Source organism: Litorilituus sediminis (assembly GCF_004295665.1).
Lineage (GTDB): Bacteria > Pseudomonadota > Gammaproteobacteria > Enterobacterales > Alteromonadaceae > Colwellia > Colwellia sediminis.
Genome location: NZ_CP034759.1, coordinates 1,496,929 through 1,514,887, shown reverse-complemented (window position 1 = coordinate 1,514,887; position 17,959 = coordinate 1,496,929). Strand labels below are relative to the sequence as shown.

The 17,959-nt window shown below is 39.8% G+C and carries 17 protein-coding genes and 1 tRNA gene; 10 read left to right on the top strand and 8 right to left on the bottom strand.

Annotation, left to right across the window (positions count from 1 at the left end; genetic code table 11):
* Nucleotides 1-2: 2 nt before the first annotated feature.
* The 6 genes from rimI to EMK97_RS06755 all read right to left on the bottom strand — a co-directional run bounded on the left by rimI (nucleotide 3) and on the right by EMK97_RS06755 (nucleotide 4,985).
* Nucleotides 3-455 carry a ribosomal protein S18-alanine N-acetyltransferase gene (rimI, locus tag EMK97_RS06780; protein WP_246028901.1) on the bottom strand — a complete coding sequence of 151 codons (453 nt, stop codon included), beginning with the start codon at nucleotides 453-455 and terminating at the stop codon, nucleotides 3-5.
* Entirely contained in the window at nucleotides 436-816 is a 381-nt protein-coding gene (locus EMK97_RS06775) for a DNA polymerase III subunit psi (protein ID WP_130600624.1), read from the bottom strand. The genes rimI and EMK97_RS06775 overlap by 20 nt, the downstream gene beginning before the upstream one ends.
* A 90-nt stretch (nucleotides 817-906) precedes the next feature.
* Nucleotides 907-983: transfer RNA gene (locus EMK97_RS06770), tRNA-Trp, on the bottom strand.
* 164 nt (nucleotides 984-1,147) lie between these two features.
* On the bottom strand, nucleotides 1,148-2,908 hold the full coding sequence (gene aceK, locus EMK97_RS06765; protein ID WP_211342277.1) for a bifunctional isocitrate dehydrogenase kinase/phosphatase: 1,761 nt from the start codon (nucleotides 2,906-2,908) through the stop codon (nucleotides 1,148-1,150).
* A gap of 145 nt (nucleotides 2,909-3,053) precedes the next feature.
* Nucleotides 3,054-4,172, bottom strand: a complete 1,119-nt coding sequence (locus EMK97_RS06760) for a fumarylacetoacetate hydrolase family protein (protein ID WP_130600620.1) — start codon at nucleotides 4,170-4,172, stop codon at nucleotides 3,054-3,056.
* 9 nt (nucleotides 4,173-4,181) lie between these two features.
* Nucleotides 4,182-4,985 carry a MipA/OmpV family protein gene (locus EMK97_RS06755; RefSeq protein ID WP_130600618.1) on the bottom strand — a complete coding sequence of 268 codons (804 nt, stop codon included), beginning with the start codon at nucleotides 4,983-4,985 and terminating at the stop codon, nucleotides 4,182-4,184.
* An 88-nt stretch (nucleotides 4,986-5,073) separates the two neighbouring features.
* On the opposite strand from EMK97_RS06755, the gene EMK97_RS06750 reads away from it, so the two are divergent.
* The 7 genes from EMK97_RS06750 (at nucleotide 5,074) to EMK97_RS06720 (ending at nucleotide 13,121) form a co-directional block, all read left to right on the top strand.
* Nucleotides 5,074-5,697: a TetR/AcrR family transcriptional regulator gene (locus EMK97_RS06750; protein ID WP_130600616.1), complete on the top strand. Its 624-nt coding sequence runs from the start codon at nucleotides 5,074-5,076 to the stop codon at nucleotides 5,695-5,697.
* 152 nt (nucleotides 5,698-5,849) lie between these two features.
* Nucleotides 5,850-6,911: a tRNA preQ1(34) S-adenosylmethionine ribosyltransferase-isomerase QueA gene (gene queA / locus EMK97_RS06745; protein WP_130600614.1), complete on the top strand. Its 1,062-nt coding sequence runs from the start codon at nucleotides 5,850-5,852 to the stop codon at nucleotides 6,909-6,911.
* Nucleotides 6,912-7,021: 110 nt separating this feature from the next.
* A complete protein-coding gene (tgt, locus tag EMK97_RS06740) occupies nucleotides 7,022-8,155 on the top strand; it encodes a tRNA guanosine(34) transglycosylase Tgt (RefSeq protein ID WP_211342305.1) in 1,134 nt (377 codons plus the stop codon).
* A gap of 77 nt (nucleotides 8,156-8,232) precedes the next feature.
* The gene (gene yajC, locus EMK97_RS06735) at nucleotides 8,233-8,571 is read left to right on the top strand and encodes a preprotein translocase subunit YajC (RefSeq protein ID WP_130600610.1); all 339 of its coding nucleotides are present in this window, start codon (nucleotides 8,233-8,235) and stop codon (nucleotides 8,569-8,571) included.
* Between the two features lie 102 nt (nucleotides 8,572-8,673).
* Nucleotides 8,674-10,521: a protein translocase subunit SecD gene (gene secD, locus EMK97_RS06730; protein WP_130600608.1), complete on the top strand. Its 1,848-nt coding sequence runs from the start codon at nucleotides 8,674-8,676 to the stop codon at nucleotides 10,519-10,521.
* Nucleotides 10,522-10,542: 21 nt separating this feature from the next.
* Nucleotides 10,543-11,490 (top strand): protein translocase subunit SecF, encoded by a 948-nt coding sequence (gene secF / locus EMK97_RS06725; protein ID WP_130600606.1) that lies wholly within the window; start codon nucleotides 10,543-10,545, stop codon nucleotides 11,488-11,490.
* A gap of 182 nt (nucleotides 11,491-11,672) precedes the next feature.
* Nucleotides 11,673-13,121 carry a DEAD/DEAH box helicase gene (locus EMK97_RS06720; protein WP_130600604.1) on the top strand — a complete coding sequence of 483 codons (1,449 nt, stop codon included), beginning with the start codon at nucleotides 11,673-11,675 and terminating at the stop codon, nucleotides 13,119-13,121.
* 48 nt (nucleotides 13,122-13,169) lie between these two features.
* On the opposite strand, the gene cobA is transcribed toward EMK97_RS06720, so the two are convergent.
* Nucleotides 13,170-13,970: a uroporphyrinogen-III C-methyltransferase gene (gene cobA, locus EMK97_RS06715; protein ID WP_130600602.1), complete on the bottom strand. Its 801-nt coding sequence runs from the start codon at nucleotides 13,968-13,970 to the stop codon at nucleotides 13,170-13,172.
* A 195-nt stretch (nucleotides 13,971-14,165) separates the two neighbouring features.
* On the bottom strand, nucleotides 14,166-14,969 hold the full coding sequence (suhB, locus tag EMK97_RS06710) for an inositol-1-monophosphatase (RefSeq protein WP_130600600.1): 804 nt from the start codon (nucleotides 14,967-14,969) through the stop codon (nucleotides 14,166-14,168).
* Between the two features lie 545 nt (nucleotides 14,970-15,514).
* Here suhB and trmJ point away from each other — a divergent pair.
* The 3 genes from trmJ to iscR all read left to right on the top strand — a co-directional run bounded on the left by trmJ (nucleotide 15,515) and on the right by iscR (nucleotide 17,923).
* The gene (gene trmJ, locus EMK97_RS06705; protein WP_130600598.1) at nucleotides 15,515-16,309 is read left to right on the top strand and encodes a tRNA (cytosine(32)/uridine(32)-2'-O)-methyltransferase TrmJ; all 795 of its coding nucleotides are present in this window, start codon (nucleotides 15,515-15,517) and stop codon (nucleotides 16,307-16,309) included.
* Between the two features lie 50 nt (nucleotides 16,310-16,359).
* The gene (cysE, locus tag EMK97_RS06700) at nucleotides 16,360-17,169 is read left to right on the top strand and encodes a serine O-acetyltransferase (RefSeq protein ID WP_130600596.1); all 810 of its coding nucleotides are present in this window, start codon (nucleotides 16,360-16,362) and stop codon (nucleotides 17,167-17,169) included.
* 244 nt (nucleotides 17,170-17,413) lie between these two features.
* The gene (iscR, locus tag EMK97_RS06695; protein ID WP_130600594.1) at nucleotides 17,414-17,923 is read left to right on the top strand and encodes a Fe-S cluster assembly transcriptional regulator IscR; all 510 of its coding nucleotides are present in this window, start codon (nucleotides 17,414-17,416) and stop codon (nucleotides 17,921-17,923) included.
* Nucleotides 17,924-17,959 lie beyond the last annotated feature (36 nt).

The window sequence follows — 17,959 nt, the reverse complement described above, 5'->3', positions numbered from 1 at the left end:
CTTTAAAGCTCTAAACACATCACAATGGCATCTTCATAGCCAAAGCCAGTAGCACTAGGGTAATAGCCGGTACGACGAGATATTTCAACAAAACCTGTATTGATATAGAGCATTTGCGCGCTGATGTTTTTCGCTCTCACTTCTAGCCAAATTTTAATTGCTCCTTTGTTTTTTGCCTGCTCAATAAATTGATTTAATAGTTGTTTACCTAAACCTTGACCTTGCATAGTAGGTTTTACGCAAATATCCATTAAGGTCGCTTCATCGACAACAAACTCACCAATAAAAAAACCAACAATATCATTATCTTGCTGTGCGTAGTCACCAAAATATCTGCCACCAATACAGCTTGAAAATGTCTTTTCACTCCATGGGTGCGAGTGGCAGGCGTTTTCAATAACCATTAATGATGTTACTGATTCAAGGGTGACTGGCTTAAAGGTTAGTTTGTTCATATAAGTGGTTAGATATTAGCTGCCATAGCTGTTTTTTCATCATGGCTGAATGTTTAATTTCATCAAGGCTTGGCGTAATTAACTTGGCATGCTGATAACTTAAGTTTGCTATGTCGTCATAAAAGAACCAATTAAACAAGCCAAGATCGATATGATCTTGCTTTTCTGTAATATCAGCAATAGAGAGTGACAAAGACGTTAAGATATCAGCAAAGAGTCTATCCTTGGCAAGCTCAGCTAGCTCAAGTGTTATTGGCTGTTTTTCTTGCTTATCTTCAGTTGGTTTTGAATTGGCGCGTGCGTGCCACAAATCAATGCCCATTTCACTAAGATGTTGAAATTGTCGTTTAGAAATTGTCATAGCGAGCAAAAATCAATAAGGATACATCTATCATGACAGATAAATAACTTAGGTAAAAGGGTTGATTATTTGAAATAAAAGAGAGGAAAATGGCAGGGGTGGAGAGACTCGAACTCCCAACCATCGGTTTTGGAGACCGCTGTTCTACCAATTGGAACTACACCCCTGCAACGGAGACGAATTATACTTATGCTCAGCCAAAGGTAAAGAGGTATTTTGAAAAAAAAGTAAAAATTCGTTTGTTCGGCTAATTAATCAACAAAGTGATTTGAAACTAGCCGATAATATTAAATCTAAACGTTTAACAAGGCACAAGATAATATGGCACAAGTTAATATGGTGCCGCCTTTTTAATTCCTCTTAAATAACAAAATCTAAATTGATCTGGATAAGGATAAACATCTTTAAATATGCCGTTGGCAACATTGGTTTGGCACTGTTGCCAATAGCTAGCTTCAAGTAAATCGCTATGATGAAGCTTAAACGCTTTTAAATAAGCAGGATTTGCTAAGGCAAAGGTGGCAAGCTCTTCCGGAAACATATCGCCAGGCTCAACTGAGTACCAAGGCTCTGCCGCGTATATTTGTTCTTCGGTTACTGGCTCAGGTTTTACTCTAAAGTTAACTTCATTCATGTAGGTTATTTCATCGTAATCATAGAAAATAACCCTGCCATGGCGGGTAACACCAAAATTCTTTAACAGCATGTCACCAGGAAAAATATCGGCGGAAATAAGCTGTTTAATTGCTTCGCCATAGCCATACATGGCTTCATTGATCTTTTCAGTATCTTTATTCTTTAACGCGTCAGCTAAATAAAGGTTAAGGGGAATCATGCGCCTTTCAATATAAAGGTGTTCAATGATAATTAAATCATCTTCATAGCGAATAATAGACGGGGCAACTTTTTCAAGTTCGGCAAGTAACTCGTCACTAAATCTGTCTTTAGGAAAGGCAACTTCTGAATATTCCATGGTATCCGCCATACGTCCTACTCTGTCATGTAGCTTAACCAGGCGATATTTTCCTTTGACGTCCTTTTTAGTCATATTTTTACTTGGGGAAAACTTATCTTTGATAATTTTAAACACATAAGGATAAGAAGGCAGGGTAAATACTGACATCACCATACCTTTAATACCGGCGGCTAATTCAAAGCTGTCATTGCTGCTGGCTAAGTGATTTAAAAAGTCGCGATAAAACTGAGTTTTGCCTTGTTTATGAAAACCAATCGCTGAATATAAATCGGCTTTGGTCTTGTGGGGGATTAAACTTTGCAAAAAATTCACTAAAGCATGTGGATGCTGACAATCAACGAAAAAGTAGGCACGGGCAAAACCAAAAACTACCGCCATGCTTTCACTGGTGGTTAATAGTGCATCTATGTAAAGCCCGCCTTGTTCGTTATTTAATACTGAAACAATAAATGGTGTTTCGCCGCCGGGGGATAGTACTCGCCCTATGATGTAAGCGCCTTTATTGCGGTAGAAAGTAAAATTTAAAATATCAAAGCTTAACTCTTCTAGTTTGTAGCGAGTTTTGTGAGCTTGTTTTCGAAAAGCGCGGATAAGTGTTTCTACATCAGCGTCTAAGTCTTGATAAGGAATTTCAGTTTTATGAGCTTCCATGATCTCAACAATCGTTTGCTTTAAGCCTTTTTCAGCTGGACAGTACTGATTATAAATTTTCGGCGCTTGTTGTTCATCTAAGCGGCTTGCGGTGCTTTCAACAAAAATAAAGGCATTATGATAGTACTTACGCTCAAATAAACGACAAAATACTGAATTATAGAAAGTTTCCGCTAGCTCAGGTTGTTTGTGTTGGCTGAGTAAGTCGATGTAATTGCGTTTAACTTGCTGCCATAGTTCGTCATCTAATTCACTGATAAAAAAATCTTGTTTGATGGTATTAAAGGTTTCATTAACACGCTGATCATAAAAGGTGGTTCTATCTCGTGCTGCTTTTTGCACTTCACTCCATTGGCATTGCTCAAATCTATATTTGGCAGATTGTGTTATTTCAATGAAAAGTTGAATATGGCGCTCAAAGCCATTAAGAATGGTTTTCGCCAGTGCATAGGCAAGGTTATTCATAATCAGGCTCCTTTAAAGTATAAAGCTCACTATCGAGCATAATATGTCTTGAGCATACGATAAATACTTGGTAGTGAGCGATATGGTTTGCTAAATGTTGGCTATCATTAATATTTATACCGTACCTTTATGTCTATATTTATGCTTACTCAGGTTCGCTAATGGTTAGCTCAATGCTACCTAAGTAGGTTGCCGATAGGGTAAGTTGATCACTAGGTTGTAATAAGCGCTTATGTTTTAGTTGCTCAGCTATATATTGCTCTATTACGTACTTTTTTAGCTCAGTTGAAGTAAAACTACCAGAAAACACATATTTCATCGCGGTTGCGATTTTAAAACGGGTATCGGGTGGCGAAAACATAATACCTTCGGGCGTACCGGTTAAAATACTCATGTCTGAATTGAGCTCTTTGTTAGTTAATAGCGGGCTGTGTTGGCTAGTAGAAGCATTAACTTGATTACTTTGCAATAAGGTATTTTTGGCGATTTTATCTATCGGCCAAACCATTTCGCTAGCCATAGCACGTTGTTTTATTTGACCATTCAGCTTGGTTGTCAGCTCAATGTCATTGACGAGTGTTCGCCAGTCTTTACTGATGATCATAAAAGGGCCGGTTGGAAAGTAACCCGTTTTACTTTTCGCCTGTTCAAAGCCTTGACCGCTTTGAATATTGTCGAGGTTAATACCGCGCATAAGCAGTGCTCTGTCAGTAAAGTCGCCACATAAAAATAAAGCAAACTCAGTAGCTAAAATGTCGGTAGTATCAGTGATTTTAGTTAAGGGCCGCGCGCATAATTCTACTTCATAGTCTAATAGCTCATGCTTATAAACCTTAATAGCTTCTGATCTCGTCGGTGTTGTTGATTTGGCAAATAAAAAGGGCTTTTGCTTAGCCTCTACCTCATCGGCATGTTTGTGGTAATTTAAACCTGCGGCAATATGAGCGGGATGATTGCCAGCTGGGCTGAGTAAATTAGCTATCGGATAAGATTGTGTCTTTTGTCGATTATTTAAAGCAATAGACTGTATTTTTTCATAGCCAAGCTTTTGATAAACCGCAACGACATCGCCAGTTAAAGCAAATTTCTCGCTTAAGTTAATGGCATCAATGTTATCGCCATGATTTTTAACTACTAGCAGTACCAAGAGCTGATCATTTTGCTCTGTCATGGCTAAGGTGATGCCTTTATTAGCAGGTAAAAGGGTTAACGCGCTTGCAGTGAAACTCATGGCGAAGAACATAAGCGTTAGCAAATATTTCATGATTGACTCCTAAAAGCGGTAGAAAAGGCCAAGGCCAAATTGAGTTTGATTTGCTGTGCCTATATCTTTAATGATTGGGCTGTCGGCGGCATCACCAAGCAGTCGAGCATAGCTTAATCGTGAGTAAGCACCCCATTGTGGGCTAGAAAATAAGATAATGTTGGCGTTTACTGTGATATCAGTAAAACCTGCCTTGGCTTGAAAAGGTGTTAACCCTGAACTTTGCCCATCTTGTGCTGAAACGCCATAATAAGTGTTCATGTAATTATCATCGGCATAGCTTGATTCTAATTCGAGTTCAACTCGCCAAGGAATAAATAAAGGGAATGTGTAGGTAGATGAAAAGGTGGTTAGATAGCCTTCATGGGCTGAGGAAACGTCGGCAGTAGTTTGAACTCTTAGCTCTAATTCATCGTTATTGAGTAAAATACTATCACTAAAATGGCTAATATAGCCACCCAAGTTAATATTGGCATCAATAGTTTGCATCGCAGCGACTTGTTTATTACTTACCTCATCATCCCGGCCAAAATCATATTGCATCGCTAGGCCAAAGTGCCAAGCATTGTTAGAATATAAGGATGCTCTAGCGGTTAAGCCTTCGATTTCTACTGGTCGTTTAAAAAGGCTGAATTCAGAAATAATAGCCGGTACCACATCATGGTCTTTACTACCTGAATACTCATTTTTACTTAATGCCCCGAAGATAAGAAAACTGTCGCTATTTTCTTGATAATTATTTGCTAAACATAGCGTGTTTAAGCTCATGATTGAACTTAATAAAATTAGTTTGTGTCTAGGTAATATTCCCATAACTTTTCTCCAATAGGTTAGTACTGGGTTAGTATAAAATTGCTCGAATAGATGAAATACTCGCGTTTTACTTACAAGGAATAAATCAATGAAAATAGACGTAAAGCCAAGGAAATTGCCTGCTCAGGAGCGAGCTAAGTTTACTGTTAATGCCATTAAAGAAGCGGCTACTCATATTTTAGTTGCACAAGGCTATGAAAAATTCACCACGAATAAAGTCGCCGAAAGAGCGGGGGTAAGCATAGGCTCACTTTATCAGTACTTTCCTCGTAAAGAATCACTCATTGCCGCGATAAAAGAAGATCACTTTGCTCAGTTACGTGATTTAATGTTAGCTGCTTACCAACAAACCTTAGACAAACCCTTATCTGACGTTGCCAAGGCCTTTGTCTTAGCAGCATTCGAGGGGCATTTAATCGCGCCAGAATTGCATCGAGTGTTAAGTCATGAACTCCCCGAGTTAGGTGTAAAAGAAGATAATAACGATAAAGATTCTGTGCGCTTATTAGTGCAAACCATGTTTGAACAGCGACGAGATGAGCTGCGTGCTGATCTTAATATTCCTTTGGCGGCAAAAATGGTCAGCAAAACTGTCGAACATTTAGTGCATGAAGCGGTTTTGTTTGAACCAGAGCTGTTAGAAATAGCTGATTTTAGCCAAGAGTTAGTCCATTTTATTATGGCGTACTTAACGCAATCACCAAGTAAGTAACATAAAAAATGCTATTACAGCTTTAAAACGGAGTTTAACTTGCTATCAGGGGCGCGCGGTTTTAAAATTAGCCGCTTTTTAATTTAAGTTTACGCGCTTGTAGTTTGCGGCGTAATACTGTCAGAAACCAATAGTGAGCGATTAGTCAATTCATGCGAGTATCCGATTTTTCATTTAACCTTCCCGAAGAGCTTATTGCTCGTTACCCTAAAGCTGATCGTACTGGTAGTCGCTTGATGACTTTAGATGGCAATTCGGGTCGCATTCAAGATTTAGGTTTTGTGGATATTATCGAACAACTCAATGCCGGTGATTTATTAGTGTTTAATAATACTCGTGTAATACCTGCGCGCATGTTCGGTCAAAAGTCGACTGGCGGTAAAATAGAGGTACTGGTTGAGCGTATGTTAGACCAACATAGTGTTCTAGCGCATATCCGCTCAAGTAAATCACCTAAAGTTGATGCTGAGCTGCTTTTTGCCGGTAAAGAAAATGCTGAAATTAAAGCCACTATGGTTGCGCGCCACGGCGCGTTATTTGAACTTAAATTTCATGGTGAGCAAGGGGTGTTAAATATTCTTGAAGATATTGGCCATATGCCGCTACCTCCTTACATAGATAGACCTGATGAAGACAGTGATAAAGAGCGCTATCAAACGGTTTATAATGAAAAACCTGGCGCCGTTGCCGCGCCTACCGCAGGTTTACACTTTGATGAAGCCATTTTAGAGAAAATAAAAGCTAAAGGTGTTGAGTTAGCGTTTGTTACTTTGCATGTTGGTGCCGGTACATTCCAGCCAGTTAAAGTAGACGAAATTGCTGATCATATTATGCATGCTGAATATGTTGAAGTGCCTGATGAGGTTGTTCAGCAAATTCAAAATACTAAAGCGCGCGGTGGTCGAATTGTTGCAGTTGGCACAACGTCAGTACGTTCGTTAGAAAGCGCTGCTAAAGCTGCTAGTGATAAAGGCGAAGCCTTAAGCGCCTTTTATGGTGATACAGATATTTTTATCACCCCAGGTTATCAATTTAAACTGGTGGATGCCTTACTTACTAACTTTCATTTATCTGAATCAACCTTATTAATGTTAGTGAGTGCTTTTGCAGGTTATGAGCATATTATGCCTGCTTATCAGCATGCCATTAAGGAAAAGTATCGATTTTTTAGTTATGGCGATGCCATGTTTTTAACTAAACAAACATCAGCATAACAATTGTGTGTTGGTAAATATTCACTTACCAATCAATAAACTAAGCACCGCCGGCCTGTTTTGCTAGTGGGTGAAGAGAGTAAAAAATGACAGAAACTGTAAAAAATAGAATGAAATATGAATTGATCAAAAAAGATGGCAAAGCCAGAAGAGGCCGCCTTATTTTTGATCGCGGTGTCGTAGAAACCCCTGCTTTTATGCCTGTTGGTACCTACGGCACAGTAAAAGGCATGAAAACCGATGAAGTTGAAGCAACTGGCGCTGATATTATATTAGGCAATACCTTCCATTTAATGTTGCGTCCAGGTACAGATATTATTGAGCAACATGGTGGCTTACATGGCTTTATGAATTGGGATAAGCCAATTTTAACTGACTCGGGTGGTTTTCAGGTATTTAGCTTAGGTGAAATGCGTAAAATTACTGAAGAAGGTGTATTGTTTAGCTCGCCAGTCAATGGTGAAAAAATTATGTTAACGCCTGAGCGTTCAATGGAAGTACAGCGTAGCTTAAATTCAGATATCGTGATGATTTTTGATGAGTGTACGCCATACCCAGCAACACATGAAGAATCTAAAGAGTCGATGGAATTATCGCTTCGTTGGGCGCAGCGCTCAAAAGATGCTCACGGCGATAGCATGAATGCTTTATTTGGTATTGTCCAAGGCGGCATGTACGAAGATTTACGTGAAATCTCTATCAAAGGCTTAAAAGATATCGAATTTGATGGTTATGCCATTGGCGGTTTATCAGTAGGTGAGCCAAAAGAAGACATGATTCGCATATTAGATCACACCGCGCCCTTGATACCTGAAAATAAGCCCCGATATCTGATGGGAGTAGGCAAGCCTGAAGATTTAGTTGAAGGTGTTCGTCGCGGTATTGATATGTTTGATTGCGTTATGCCAACGCGTAATGCCAGAAATGGTCACTTATTCGTTAATGATGGTGTAATAAAAATCCGCAATGCTAGCCATAAAACAGATACTGGACCATTAGATCCAACCTGTGATTGCTACACCTGCAAAAACTACTCACGCGCTTATTTACATCATTTAGATAAGTGTAAAGAAATTTTAGGTTCGCAATTAAACACCTTACATAACTTGCACTTTTATCAACGCGTAATGCAAGGATTGCGTGATGCCATTGAGCAAGGTAAATTAGACGACTTTGTTGAAGAGTTTTACGCTCTGCGTGGTTTACCTGTTCCGCCTTTGGCTGAAGGTAGTAAGCAGGTTTAGTGGTAAGAATTTTCTGACACTGATATAGCTATTGGTGTCATGTTCAGTTTTTAAATAATAAGAAGTAAGAGGATATTATGAGTTTATTAATCGGTACAGCACACGCTCAAGCAGGCGCTCCAGCACCAGCCGGTGGTGGCATGGAAATGATCATTATGCTAGCCGTGTTTGGTTTAGTGTTTTACTTTATGATTTACCGCCCGCAAGCTAAACGTGTAAAAGAGCATAAAAGCTTAATGGAAGCCTTATCTAAAGGTGATGAAGTACTAACTCAAGGTGGTATTGTTGGTAAAATCGTTAAAGTATCTGATGAGAAAGATTTTATTGCTATCAGTGTTGCTGAAGGTACTGAAGTGACAATTCAAAAAGCAGCCATTAGTGCGGTTTTACCTAAAGGCACAATGAAAAACTTATAATTGATTTTTTATTTAAAGGCTTATTTTCTTTGGTAAATAAGCCTTTTGCTTAAATAAAAGTTGTTATAGCCGTGCTCAATTTAAGATAAAAAAGGACACATAGTGTTAAACAAGTACCCTTTATGGAAAACACTGATGGTGGCATTTATTGTTGCCTTAGGTGCGCTCTATGCCACACCTAACCTATATGGTGAAGCGCCAGCTGTTCAGGTGTCTGGCTTACGAGGTGTTGAAGCTGATGCCGCAACACTTGATCAAGTGAAAGCACAATTAGAACAAAATAATATTGCTTACGACAACATTGCCTTGGACAAAGGGCAGATTTTAACGCGCTTTAAAGACACTGAGTCGCAACTAAAAGCCCGTGATATTCTTGATGACCATTTAGGCAAGCAATATTCAGTCGCGTTAAATTTAACACCAAATACACCAGACTGGTTAGCAAGCATTGGTGGTGCGCCAATGAAGCTAGGTCTTGATTTAAGTGGTGGTGTTAGCTTCTTAATGGAAGTGAACATGAAAGAAGCGATGGCAAAAGCCAAAGCGGGCTTAGTGGGTGAATTTCGTAACGATTTACGTAATGAGAAAATTCGTTATCGTAGCGTTAAAGAAGACGGCGACAACATAGTAGTAATATTCCGTAAAGTTGAAGATTTACAAGCCGCGGAGTCGTTACTAGAAAAGCGCTATCGTGATCTTGTTTTAACAACTGATGAAGATGAGCTGTTAATTAAAGCGTCGATGACTGAGCAAAAGCAAAAAGAAATTCGTGAATATGCGCTGCAACAAAACATTACTATCATCCGTAATCGTGTTAATGAGTTAGGTGTCGCTGAGCCATTAGTACAACGTCAAGGTAAAAAGCACATAGTGATTGAGTTACCGGGTGTACAAGATACAGCAAAAGCGAAAGAGATCTTAAATGCGACGGCAACGATTGAGTTTAGATTAGTTGATACTGAAGGTGACTTAACCAGCGCGTTAAATGGTCGTGTGCCAGCGAGCTCAATTTTACTTACCGACCGTGATGGCAAACCATCACTACTTAAAAAGCGTATTATGCTAACGGGTGATCACATCACCGATGCTAAATCTGGCTTTGATGAATATTCACGCCCACAAGTAAATATCTCGCTTGATAGTGCTGGCGGTAGCAAGATGTCTAACGGTACGAAAAACAATATTGGTAAGCCAATGGCTACGGTATTTATTGAGTACAAAGCGACAGATAAGAAAGATGCTGAAGGTAATATCATCTTTGAAAAAGTTGAAGAAATCATCTCAATTGCCACCATTCAAGCGCGTTTAGGTAAAACTTTCCGTATTACTGGTGCTGGCAGTCAAGCTGAAGCCCATAACTTAGCACTATTACTTAGAGCGGGTGCCTTGATTGCGCCAATTACTATTGTTGAAGAACGTACGGTTGGTCCAACGCTAGGTGCTGAAAACGTACAGTTAGGCTTTAAAGCCATTATGTTAGGTTTTGCTTTTGTTTTTGCCTTTATGATGTTCTATTACCGTGCCTTTGGTGTGGTCGCTAACTTAGCCTTAGGTGCTAACTTAGTATTGATTGTTGGTGTTATGTCAATGATCCCAGGTGCGACATTAACCTTGCCGGGTATGGCAGGTATTGTATTAACCGTAGGTATGGCAGTTGATGCTAACGTGCTTATTTTTGAACGTATCCGTGAAGAAATTCGTGAAGGTAAGTCAATTCAACAAGCCATTCACCAAGGTTATGAAGCAGCGTTTTCAACTATTATTGATGCCAATATCACCACCTTAATTGCCGCGCTTATTTTATTTGCTGTTGGTACAGGCCCTGTGAAAGGTTTCGCGGTAACATTGTCAATTGGTATTATCACCTCAATGTTTACCTCTGTTGTGGCATCAAGAGCGGTAGTTAATGCTGTTTGGGGTGGTAAACGCCTTGAAAAGCTTTCTATATAGTAAGGTGAGAGTTTAAAGATTATGTTTAGTTTTAGATTAAAAGAAACTGTTGCCTTTATGAGCTATCGCAAGTATGCGATGATCTTTAGTGCACTATTAATGCTGGCGGCAGTCGCCTCTCTGGCCACCAATAAGTTAAACTTTGGTTTAGATTTTACTGGCGGTACCTTAATTGAAGTAGGCTTTGAACAAGCCGCTGATTTGGAAACGCTACGCGGTGTTATGACCAGTAATGGTTATCCTGAAGCGAAAATTCAATTTTACGGGAGTAGCCGTGATGTTGTCATTCGCTTAGGTTTACGTGATGACGTTAAAGCGGAAATGTTAGGTAACCAAGTACTTGATATTTTGCAAGAAAATACTGGGCAAAACATAGATATGCGCCGTATTGAGTTTGTTGGAGCAAGTGTTGGTGATGAACTAGCTGAGCAGGGTGGCTTAGCCATGTTAACGGCACTAATTTGTATTTTAGTGTATGTTGCCTTTCGCTTTGAGTGGCGCTTTGCTATCGGCTCTGTGGCAGCATTATTCCATGATGTCTTGTTAACACTGGGCTTATTCTCTGTACTAGGTTTAGAGTTTGACTTAACGGTACTGGCGGCAATTTTGGCTGTTATTGGTTACTCCCTTAACGATACCATTGTTGTTTCTGACCGTATTCGTGAAAACTTCCGTAAGTTACGTACTGGTACTGCTGAAGAGATCATCAATATCTCATTAACGCAAACCTTAAGTCGTACCTTTATTACCTCATTGACAACCTTATTGGTATTAGCAGCGTTGTTTTTCTGGGGTGGTGCTTTAATTCATGGTTTTGCTACTGCGTTATTATTTGGTGTTTTTGTTGGTACTTACTCGTCAATTTATGTTGCTTCATCAGTAGCATTAACTTTAGGCATTTCAAAAGAAGATTTGATCCCTGAAGTGATTGAAAAAGAAGGTGCTGATCAAGAAGAAATGATGCCTTAGCATTTAGCTTAACTAAAGCAATTTAGTAAAAGCCGACACTTAGCTGTCGGCTTTTTTGTTGCTAACATACACCTGATAATAATTGCACTACACTTACCCTTACTGTATCCTGCACGCCCTCACGGCTAGGTGTTGTTTTAAGCACACTATTTCTAGCCTTATATGTTTCAAAGAGAGTATTTATGAGTTTTACCTCACTAGGTTTATCTGCCCCAATTCTAAAAGCCGTTGCTGAGCAAGGTTATCAAACACCTTCGCCTATTCAAGCGCAAGCAATTCCTGCGGTTATTTCAGGTCGCGATATTATGGCGGCAGCGCAAACTGGCACAGGTAAAACCGCAGGCTTTACTTTACCTTTACTTGAGCGTTTATCGTTTGGTAATAAAGTCTCATCGAACAATGTTCGCGCTTTAGTGTTAACGCCAACCAGAGAGTTAGCGGCGCAAGTAGGTGATAGTGTAGAAACTTATGCAAAACACGTAAATATTAGCTCTACGGTGGTTTTTGGCGGCGTTAAAATTAACCCACAAATGATGCGCCTTAGAAAAGGCGTTGATATTTTAGTGGCGACACCGGGGCGCTTACTGGATTTATATAACCAAAATGCGCTTAAGTTTTCGCAACTGGAAGTGTTAGTGCTAGATGAAGCCGATCGTATGCTAGATATGGGCTTTTTACGTGATATTAAAAAGATCTTGGCGTTATTACCTAAACAGCGACAAAACTTATTATTCTCAGCAACTTTTTCGCCTGAAATACGTGAATTAGCCAAAGGCTTAGTACATAAGCCGCTTGAGATTTCAGTGAACCCAGAAAACAGCACTGCGGAAAAAGTGACTCAGTGGATAACCGCAGTAGATAAAAAGCGTAAGCCTGCATTATTAACACACCTAATTAAAGAAAATAATTGGCAGCAGGTGTTAGTGTTTACTAAAACCAAACACGGTGCTAATCGATTGACGCGTCATCTTGAAAGTGAGGGCTTATCAGCAGCAGCCATTCATGGCAATAAGAGCCAAGGGGCGCGCACTAAAGCGCTTGCTGCCTTTAAGGACGGCTCGGTTAAAATCTTAGTGGCAACTGATATCGCCGCCCGTGGTATTGATATTGATTTATTACCGCAAGTGGTTAACTTTGAATTACCAAATGTACCTGAAGATTATGTGCATCGTATTGGACGAACAGCACGTGCTGGGAATACAGGTCAGGCATTATCTTTTGTGTGTGCAGATGAACTACAGTTACTCTGGGATGTTGAACATGTTATTCAACAGCATATAGAGCGTCGTGTTATTGAAGGTTTTGTGCCGGTTAATGAGTTGGGTGAGTCTCGACCTATAAGACCATTAAAAGCGAAAAAGCCAAAGAAACCGAAAAAACCTAAGCAGGCCAAAGTAGAGCATAAAGACGGCCAGCGCTCAGGGGAAAATGCTCGTGGTCATCAGCCTGCAAAAGCGCAGCGTAAGCCGGCCAATAAAAAAACTACTGGAAATAGCGCTAATAGCAATAAAAATAAACAAGGAAAAAAGCCAAAGCAAAACCCAAGCAAAGGCAATGCTAATAACAACCAAGCACAGGCTAAAAAGCCAAGCCGAGCTAATAGCCGTACCAGCAAGAATCAAAACCGCTAATACTCTGCACAATCATAGAGTAGGCTGGTAGTATTTTAACTACTCAGCCTAGCTTGTTTTTGCTGTTAAGTAGCCTAAATTTGATAATTCTGCTTGGTTAAAGGTGTTAATAACATCACCGATAACGATTAAGCTCGGTGGTTTAATATTGTGCTCTTTAACAAGCCCAGCTAGCTTAGTTAGTGTGCCTTTAAATACTTGCTGACTTTGTCTTGTGCCATTACAAATGATTGCTGCTGCCGTGTTGGAGTCTCTTCCAGCACTGATTAATTGCTCTGTGATAATAGGTAGGCTAGTGATGCCCATATAAAACACGATAGTTTGTTGGCTATCGTTAAGGGTATGCCAAGGTAAGTCTAATGCACCATTATCTTGCACATTACCTGTTATAAAGGTGCAACTGCGCGCCACTTTTCTATGGGTTAGCGGTATGCCTGCATAACTTGTACAGGCTGAGGCAGCTGTCATACCCGGTACAATATGACAAGCAATACCATGTTCAAGCAGGTACAGTGCTTCTTCACCGCCACGACCAAAAACAAAGGGGTCGCCACCTTTTAATCTTAATACGCGTTTATTTTCACGGGCATGATCGCGTAGTAGTTTATTGATGCCTTCTTGTGGAACTCTATGATTCGCTTGTTTTTTTCCAACATAGATACGCTGACATTCACTCGGTAGTAATGCCATTATTTCTTCACTGACTAAGCGATCGTAAATAACAACCTCGGCTTGTTGAATAAAGCGATAAGCTTGTAGTGTTAATAAATCAGGGTCGCCAGGGCCTGCGCCTACCAGTGCAACTTCTCCCCTGACAAAGGCTTGTTTATTTGGATTGATGTTATTCATGACTGCTTTTACATAACTATCGAGAACTAGATATTGTAGTTATAGCAAATTAAACGCCAGTAATTATTTTTACCTAGCTAGAACAAGAAAAACTAAGGCATTTCGTTGGCTAAAAATAGCCATAAAAAAAGCGCTTAGGCAAATAAGCCATAAGCGCTTTTCTTATTAATCAGAGCCGCTTTAAATCAGGTGCTGCTACTTGCTTAGCGCTTCACCTAAATGAGGGCGAATGTCTTTTAAGATGTCTTTTTGTAAGCCAGTGCTACTTGCAACTATGTTGCCTGATTTAGCATGGTTATGACCACCAACAAAGTCAGTCACTAAACCGCCTGCTTCAATTACCAGTAACTCACCTGCAGCGGTATCCCAAGGCTTTAAACCAATTTCAAAGAAACCGTCTACACGACCAGCAGCAACATAAGCTAAATCAAGCGCTGCAGAGCCAGCACGACGCATGTCTGAAGTCTTTAAGAATAATGTGCTAAACATTGCCATATACGCTTGGCTGTGCTGTTTATGCTTAAATGGGAATCCTGTCGCTAGAATTGCGCCAGCTAATTCTTTGTTTTTGTTTACACGAATACGGAAGCCGTTTAATTGTGCACCTTTACCACGACTTGCAGTAAATAACTCACCACGAATTGGATCAAAAATAACGGCTTGGTCTAATTTACCTTTTACTTTTAAGGCAATAGAAACGGCAAAGTGAGGAATGCCTTTAACAAAGTTGGTAGTGCCATCAAGTGGATCGATAATCCATTGATAGTCTTCATCTGAGCCCTTAGATACGCCAGTTTCTTCACCAATAATAGTGTGTTCTGGGTATGATTTACGAATAGTCTCAACAATGACTTGTTCAGCGTTAATATCAACACTACTAACAAAATCATTAGTGCCTTTAGATTCAACTTCAACTTTGTCGAGTTGCTCAAATGAGCGAACAATAACTTTACCGGCTGTACGCGCAGCGCGCACGGCAATATTTAGCATGGGATGCATAATAGAGTACCTATTTGTAAATGGCTTTTAAAAGAACAAAAGTGATTTTCCGCACTCGGAAAATCAAGCGGCGCGTAGTATAGCAAAATGAAACTAAGATGGCGAACAATTCAAGTAAAAAATCGTACAAAAACTGTCCGGTGCAAATAGTGTGATGTTATATATACCTGAATTCGGTTTAAGAGATATGCTAACAATTTGAAATATAAATAGTTAATCATAAGATTTGCACTCTAGCTTGATAATTCTCACTTAATTCAAGGCAAATTTCGCGTCAATAGCCAGTCTATTGCAAGTAAATTTAACGCAGAAGTAAGTAAAATTAGTTGCTAGAGAGTTATTTATTAAGCCGAGATCAGCTTATATAGATAATTCAACTATAAAAGATCAATTCGCCATAGCGCCATAGGCAAAATTCGCGTGCTTTTTATTAAGTACAGCAGTAATCTTCTATGATAGAATTGCTAACAATTTTAGCCATCTAGATGTGAATCTTAATTTCATCAAATGGCAGCTTAGTAATTTAGTAAAGAATAGAGTAAAGAATGTCTGAATCATCAAAGAACTTATTAGATAAAGTAAAGATTGTCTTGGTCAATACCTCTGATTGTCGAAATATCGGCTCAGCAGCACGTGCGATGAAAACCATGGGCTTAAGTCAGCTAGTTTTGGTTGACCCTATCGAAATGCCTAATGGTCAAGCCCAAGCACTCGCTGCAGGCGCTACCGATGTATTGGCTAATGCCAAAGTGGTTAGTACTTTAGCAGAGGCGATTGATGATTGTGGTTTAGTGGTTGGTACCAGTGCCCGTTCTCGCACCTTACCCTGGCCTATGTTAGAGCCAAGAGACTGTGGTGAGAAAATGGTCAGTGAGGCAAGTGAATACCCAGTAGCTTTAGTGTTTGGCCGAGAAAGTAGCGGCTTAACTAATGAAGAGCTACAAATGTGTCACTTTCATGTACAAATTCCAGCAAACCCTGAATATAGCTCTTTAAATCTTGCTATGGCGGTACAAACCTTAAGTTATGAAGTGCGCACAAGTTATTTACTCGCGCATGATCAAGATTACCAAGAGCGCAGCACAGGCAACGGCAACTTAGTTAAAGCCACCAGTGAAGATGATGAGCTATATCCGGTAACAGAAGAAACAGAGCGCTTTTATGAGCACTTTGAAAAGGCATTAAAAGCGACAGGCTTTATTGTTGAAAATCACCCAGGTTTAGTGATGACCAAATTGCGTCGTTTATTTAATCGCGCAAGACCAGATGTTAAAGAAGTTAAAATGATGCGCGGTATTCTTGCCTCAATGGAAAGAGCCGCCAAAGAAAATAAAGAGTAATTGTCTTACACGCATAGGCGTCAAGATAATAGTTAATGTAAGGAAAAATTATGTTTAGTCGTATCAAAGAAGATATTAATAGTGTCTTTGATAGAGATCCAGCTGCCCGTAACAGTTTTGAAGTATTGCTAAATTATCCGGGCTTACATGCCGTTTGGTTTCATCGCATTAGTCATAAATTGTGGAAGGCAAACTGGAAATTACTGGCACGATTTTTCTCAACATTTTCACGTTGGTTAACTGGTATTGAAATTCACCCAGGCGCAACTATTGGTCGACGTTTTTTTATTGATCACGGTATGGGGGTGGTTATTGGCGGCACTGCTGAAATAGGTGATGACGTAACCTTATACCAAGGGGTTACGTTAGGTGGTACTAGCTGGAAGGCCGGAAAGCGTCACCCAACCTTAGAAGATAATGTCGTTATTGGTGCAGGTGCGCAGGTGCTTGGCCCTATCACTATAGGTAAAGGTGGTAAAGTCGGCTCAAACTCTGTGGTTGTAAAGGATGTACCCGCTAATGCTACTGCGGTTGGTATTCCGGGCAAAATTGTACCAGATAAAAAGGTACGTGAAGAAAATGACAAGCGTGAACAAGTGGCGCAAAAGTATGGCTTTGACGCCTATGCGGTTTCCGCGGATAGCCCAGATCCGGTTGCTAAAGCCATTGGTCGCTTAATAGATCACGTTCATTTAATGGACAGCCGCGTAACTGATTTATGCAAAGAAATTAATAATCTTGGTGGTGACGTTTGCTCAAAAGATTTACCTGAGTTACGAGTCGGTGAGTTTGTTGAAGATGAAATCGCCGCAGCCAAGCGACGTGAAAGTAAAGTCGCCAGTTTTGATCCTGAAATTTAATAGTCGTTTATTATTGAAAATAAAAGGCTAATAACAAAACCTTCTAATATAGCTGGCATGAATGCCAGCTATTACTTTTCCCACAGATTTTCTTGATGTATAATACTTGAGTAGATTAGTCGGGTATATATTTGACTATTTTATATGGTTATGTAAAATGCGCGGCATTCAATTAATAAGTTTTATTTGGTTGTCCTGCTAAATAGTTTTACTTATTACCCTGTTGAGTATTTGAGAGCAGATTATGAAACTTACCTCTAAAGGTCGCTATGCAGTTACCGCTATGCTTGACGTGACGATTCACGCAGTATATGGGCCGGTATCTTTGGCTGATATATCTGAACGCCAAGGTATTTCTTTATCTTATTTAGAGCAGCTTTTTTCTCGTTTACGAAAGCATGGTTTAGTTACTAGTGTGCGTGGTCCAGGTGGTGGTTACCGTTTGGGTAAATGTTCTGCTCAAATTGCTGTTGCCGATGTTATTAGCGCAGTGAATGAAAGCGTTGATGCCACTAAGTGTTCTGGTAAAGGTAATTGTCAAGGTGGCGAGCAGTGTTTAACACATTCACTTTGGCAAGGCTTAAGTGAACGTATCGAAGAGTTCTTACGTAACATTACCTTATCCGAATTAGTGGCGAAGCGAGATGTACAAACTGTTTCACAGCGCCAAGATGAATTACATACAGGGCAAAACAAAGAAATTGCTTTAGAAACCCTGATCACTACAAAGAATATAGTTAATGACTGGTCTTAACCTGTCATATTGAAATTACAAAAGAGAGAGTTAGCG

Excerpts from the sequence above, each read along its gene's own strand:
- rimI (WP_246028901.1), bottom strand. The coding sequence starts at position 455 with ATGAACAAACTAACCTTTAAGCCAGTCACCCTTGAATCAGTAACATCA.
- EMK97_RS06775 (WP_130600624.1), bottom strand. The coding sequence starts at position 816 with ATGACAATTTCTAAACGACAATTTCAACATCTTAGTGAAATGGGCATT.
- aceK (WP_211342277.1), bottom strand. The coding sequence starts at position 2,908 with ATGAATAACCTTGCCTATGCACTGGCGAAAACCATTCTTAATGGCTTT.
- EMK97_RS06760 (WP_130600620.1), bottom strand. The coding sequence starts at position 4,172 with ATGAAATATTTGCTAACGCTTATGTTCTTCGCCATGAGTTTCACTGCA.
- EMK97_RS06755 (WP_130600618.1), bottom strand. The coding sequence starts at position 4,985 with ATGGGAATATTACCTAGACACAAACTAATTTTATTAAGTTCAATCATG.
- EMK97_RS06750 (WP_130600616.1), top strand. The coding sequence starts at position 5,074 with ATGAAAATAGACGTAAAGCCAAGGAAATTGCCTGCTCAGGAGCGAGCT.
- queA (WP_130600614.1), top strand. The coding sequence starts at position 5,850 with ATGCGAGTATCCGATTTTTCATTTAACCTTCCCGAAGAGCTTATTGCT.
- tgt (WP_211342305.1), top strand. The coding sequence starts at position 7,022 with ATGAAATATGAATTGATCAAAAAAGATGGCAAAGCCAGAAGAGGCCGC.
- yajC (WP_130600610.1), top strand. The coding sequence starts at position 8,233 with ATGAGTTTATTAATCGGTACAGCACACGCTCAAGCAGGCGCTCCAGCA.
- secF (WP_130600606.1), top strand. The coding sequence starts at position 10,543 with ATGTTTAGTTTTAGATTAAAAGAAACTGTTGCCTTTATGAGCTATCGC.
- EMK97_RS06720 (WP_130600604.1), top strand. The coding sequence starts at position 11,673 with ATGAGTTTTACCTCACTAGGTTTATCTGCCCCAATTCTAAAAGCCGTT.
- cobA (WP_130600602.1), bottom strand. The coding sequence starts at position 13,970 with ATGAATAACATCAATCCAAATAAACAAGCCTTTGTCAGGGGAGAAGTT.
- suhB (WP_130600600.1), bottom strand. The coding sequence starts at position 14,969 with ATGCATCCCATGCTAAATATTGCCGTGCGCGCTGCGCGTACAGCCGGT.
- trmJ (WP_130600598.1), top strand. The coding sequence starts at position 15,515 with ATGTCTGAATCATCAAAGAACTTATTAGATAAAGTAAAGATTGTCTTG.
- cysE (WP_130600596.1), top strand. The coding sequence starts at position 16,360 with ATGTTTAGTCGTATCAAAGAAGATATTAATAGTGTCTTTGATAGAGAT.
- iscR (WP_130600594.1), top strand. The coding sequence starts at position 17,414 with ATGAAACTTACCTCTAAAGGTCGCTATGCAGTTACCGCTATGCTTGAC.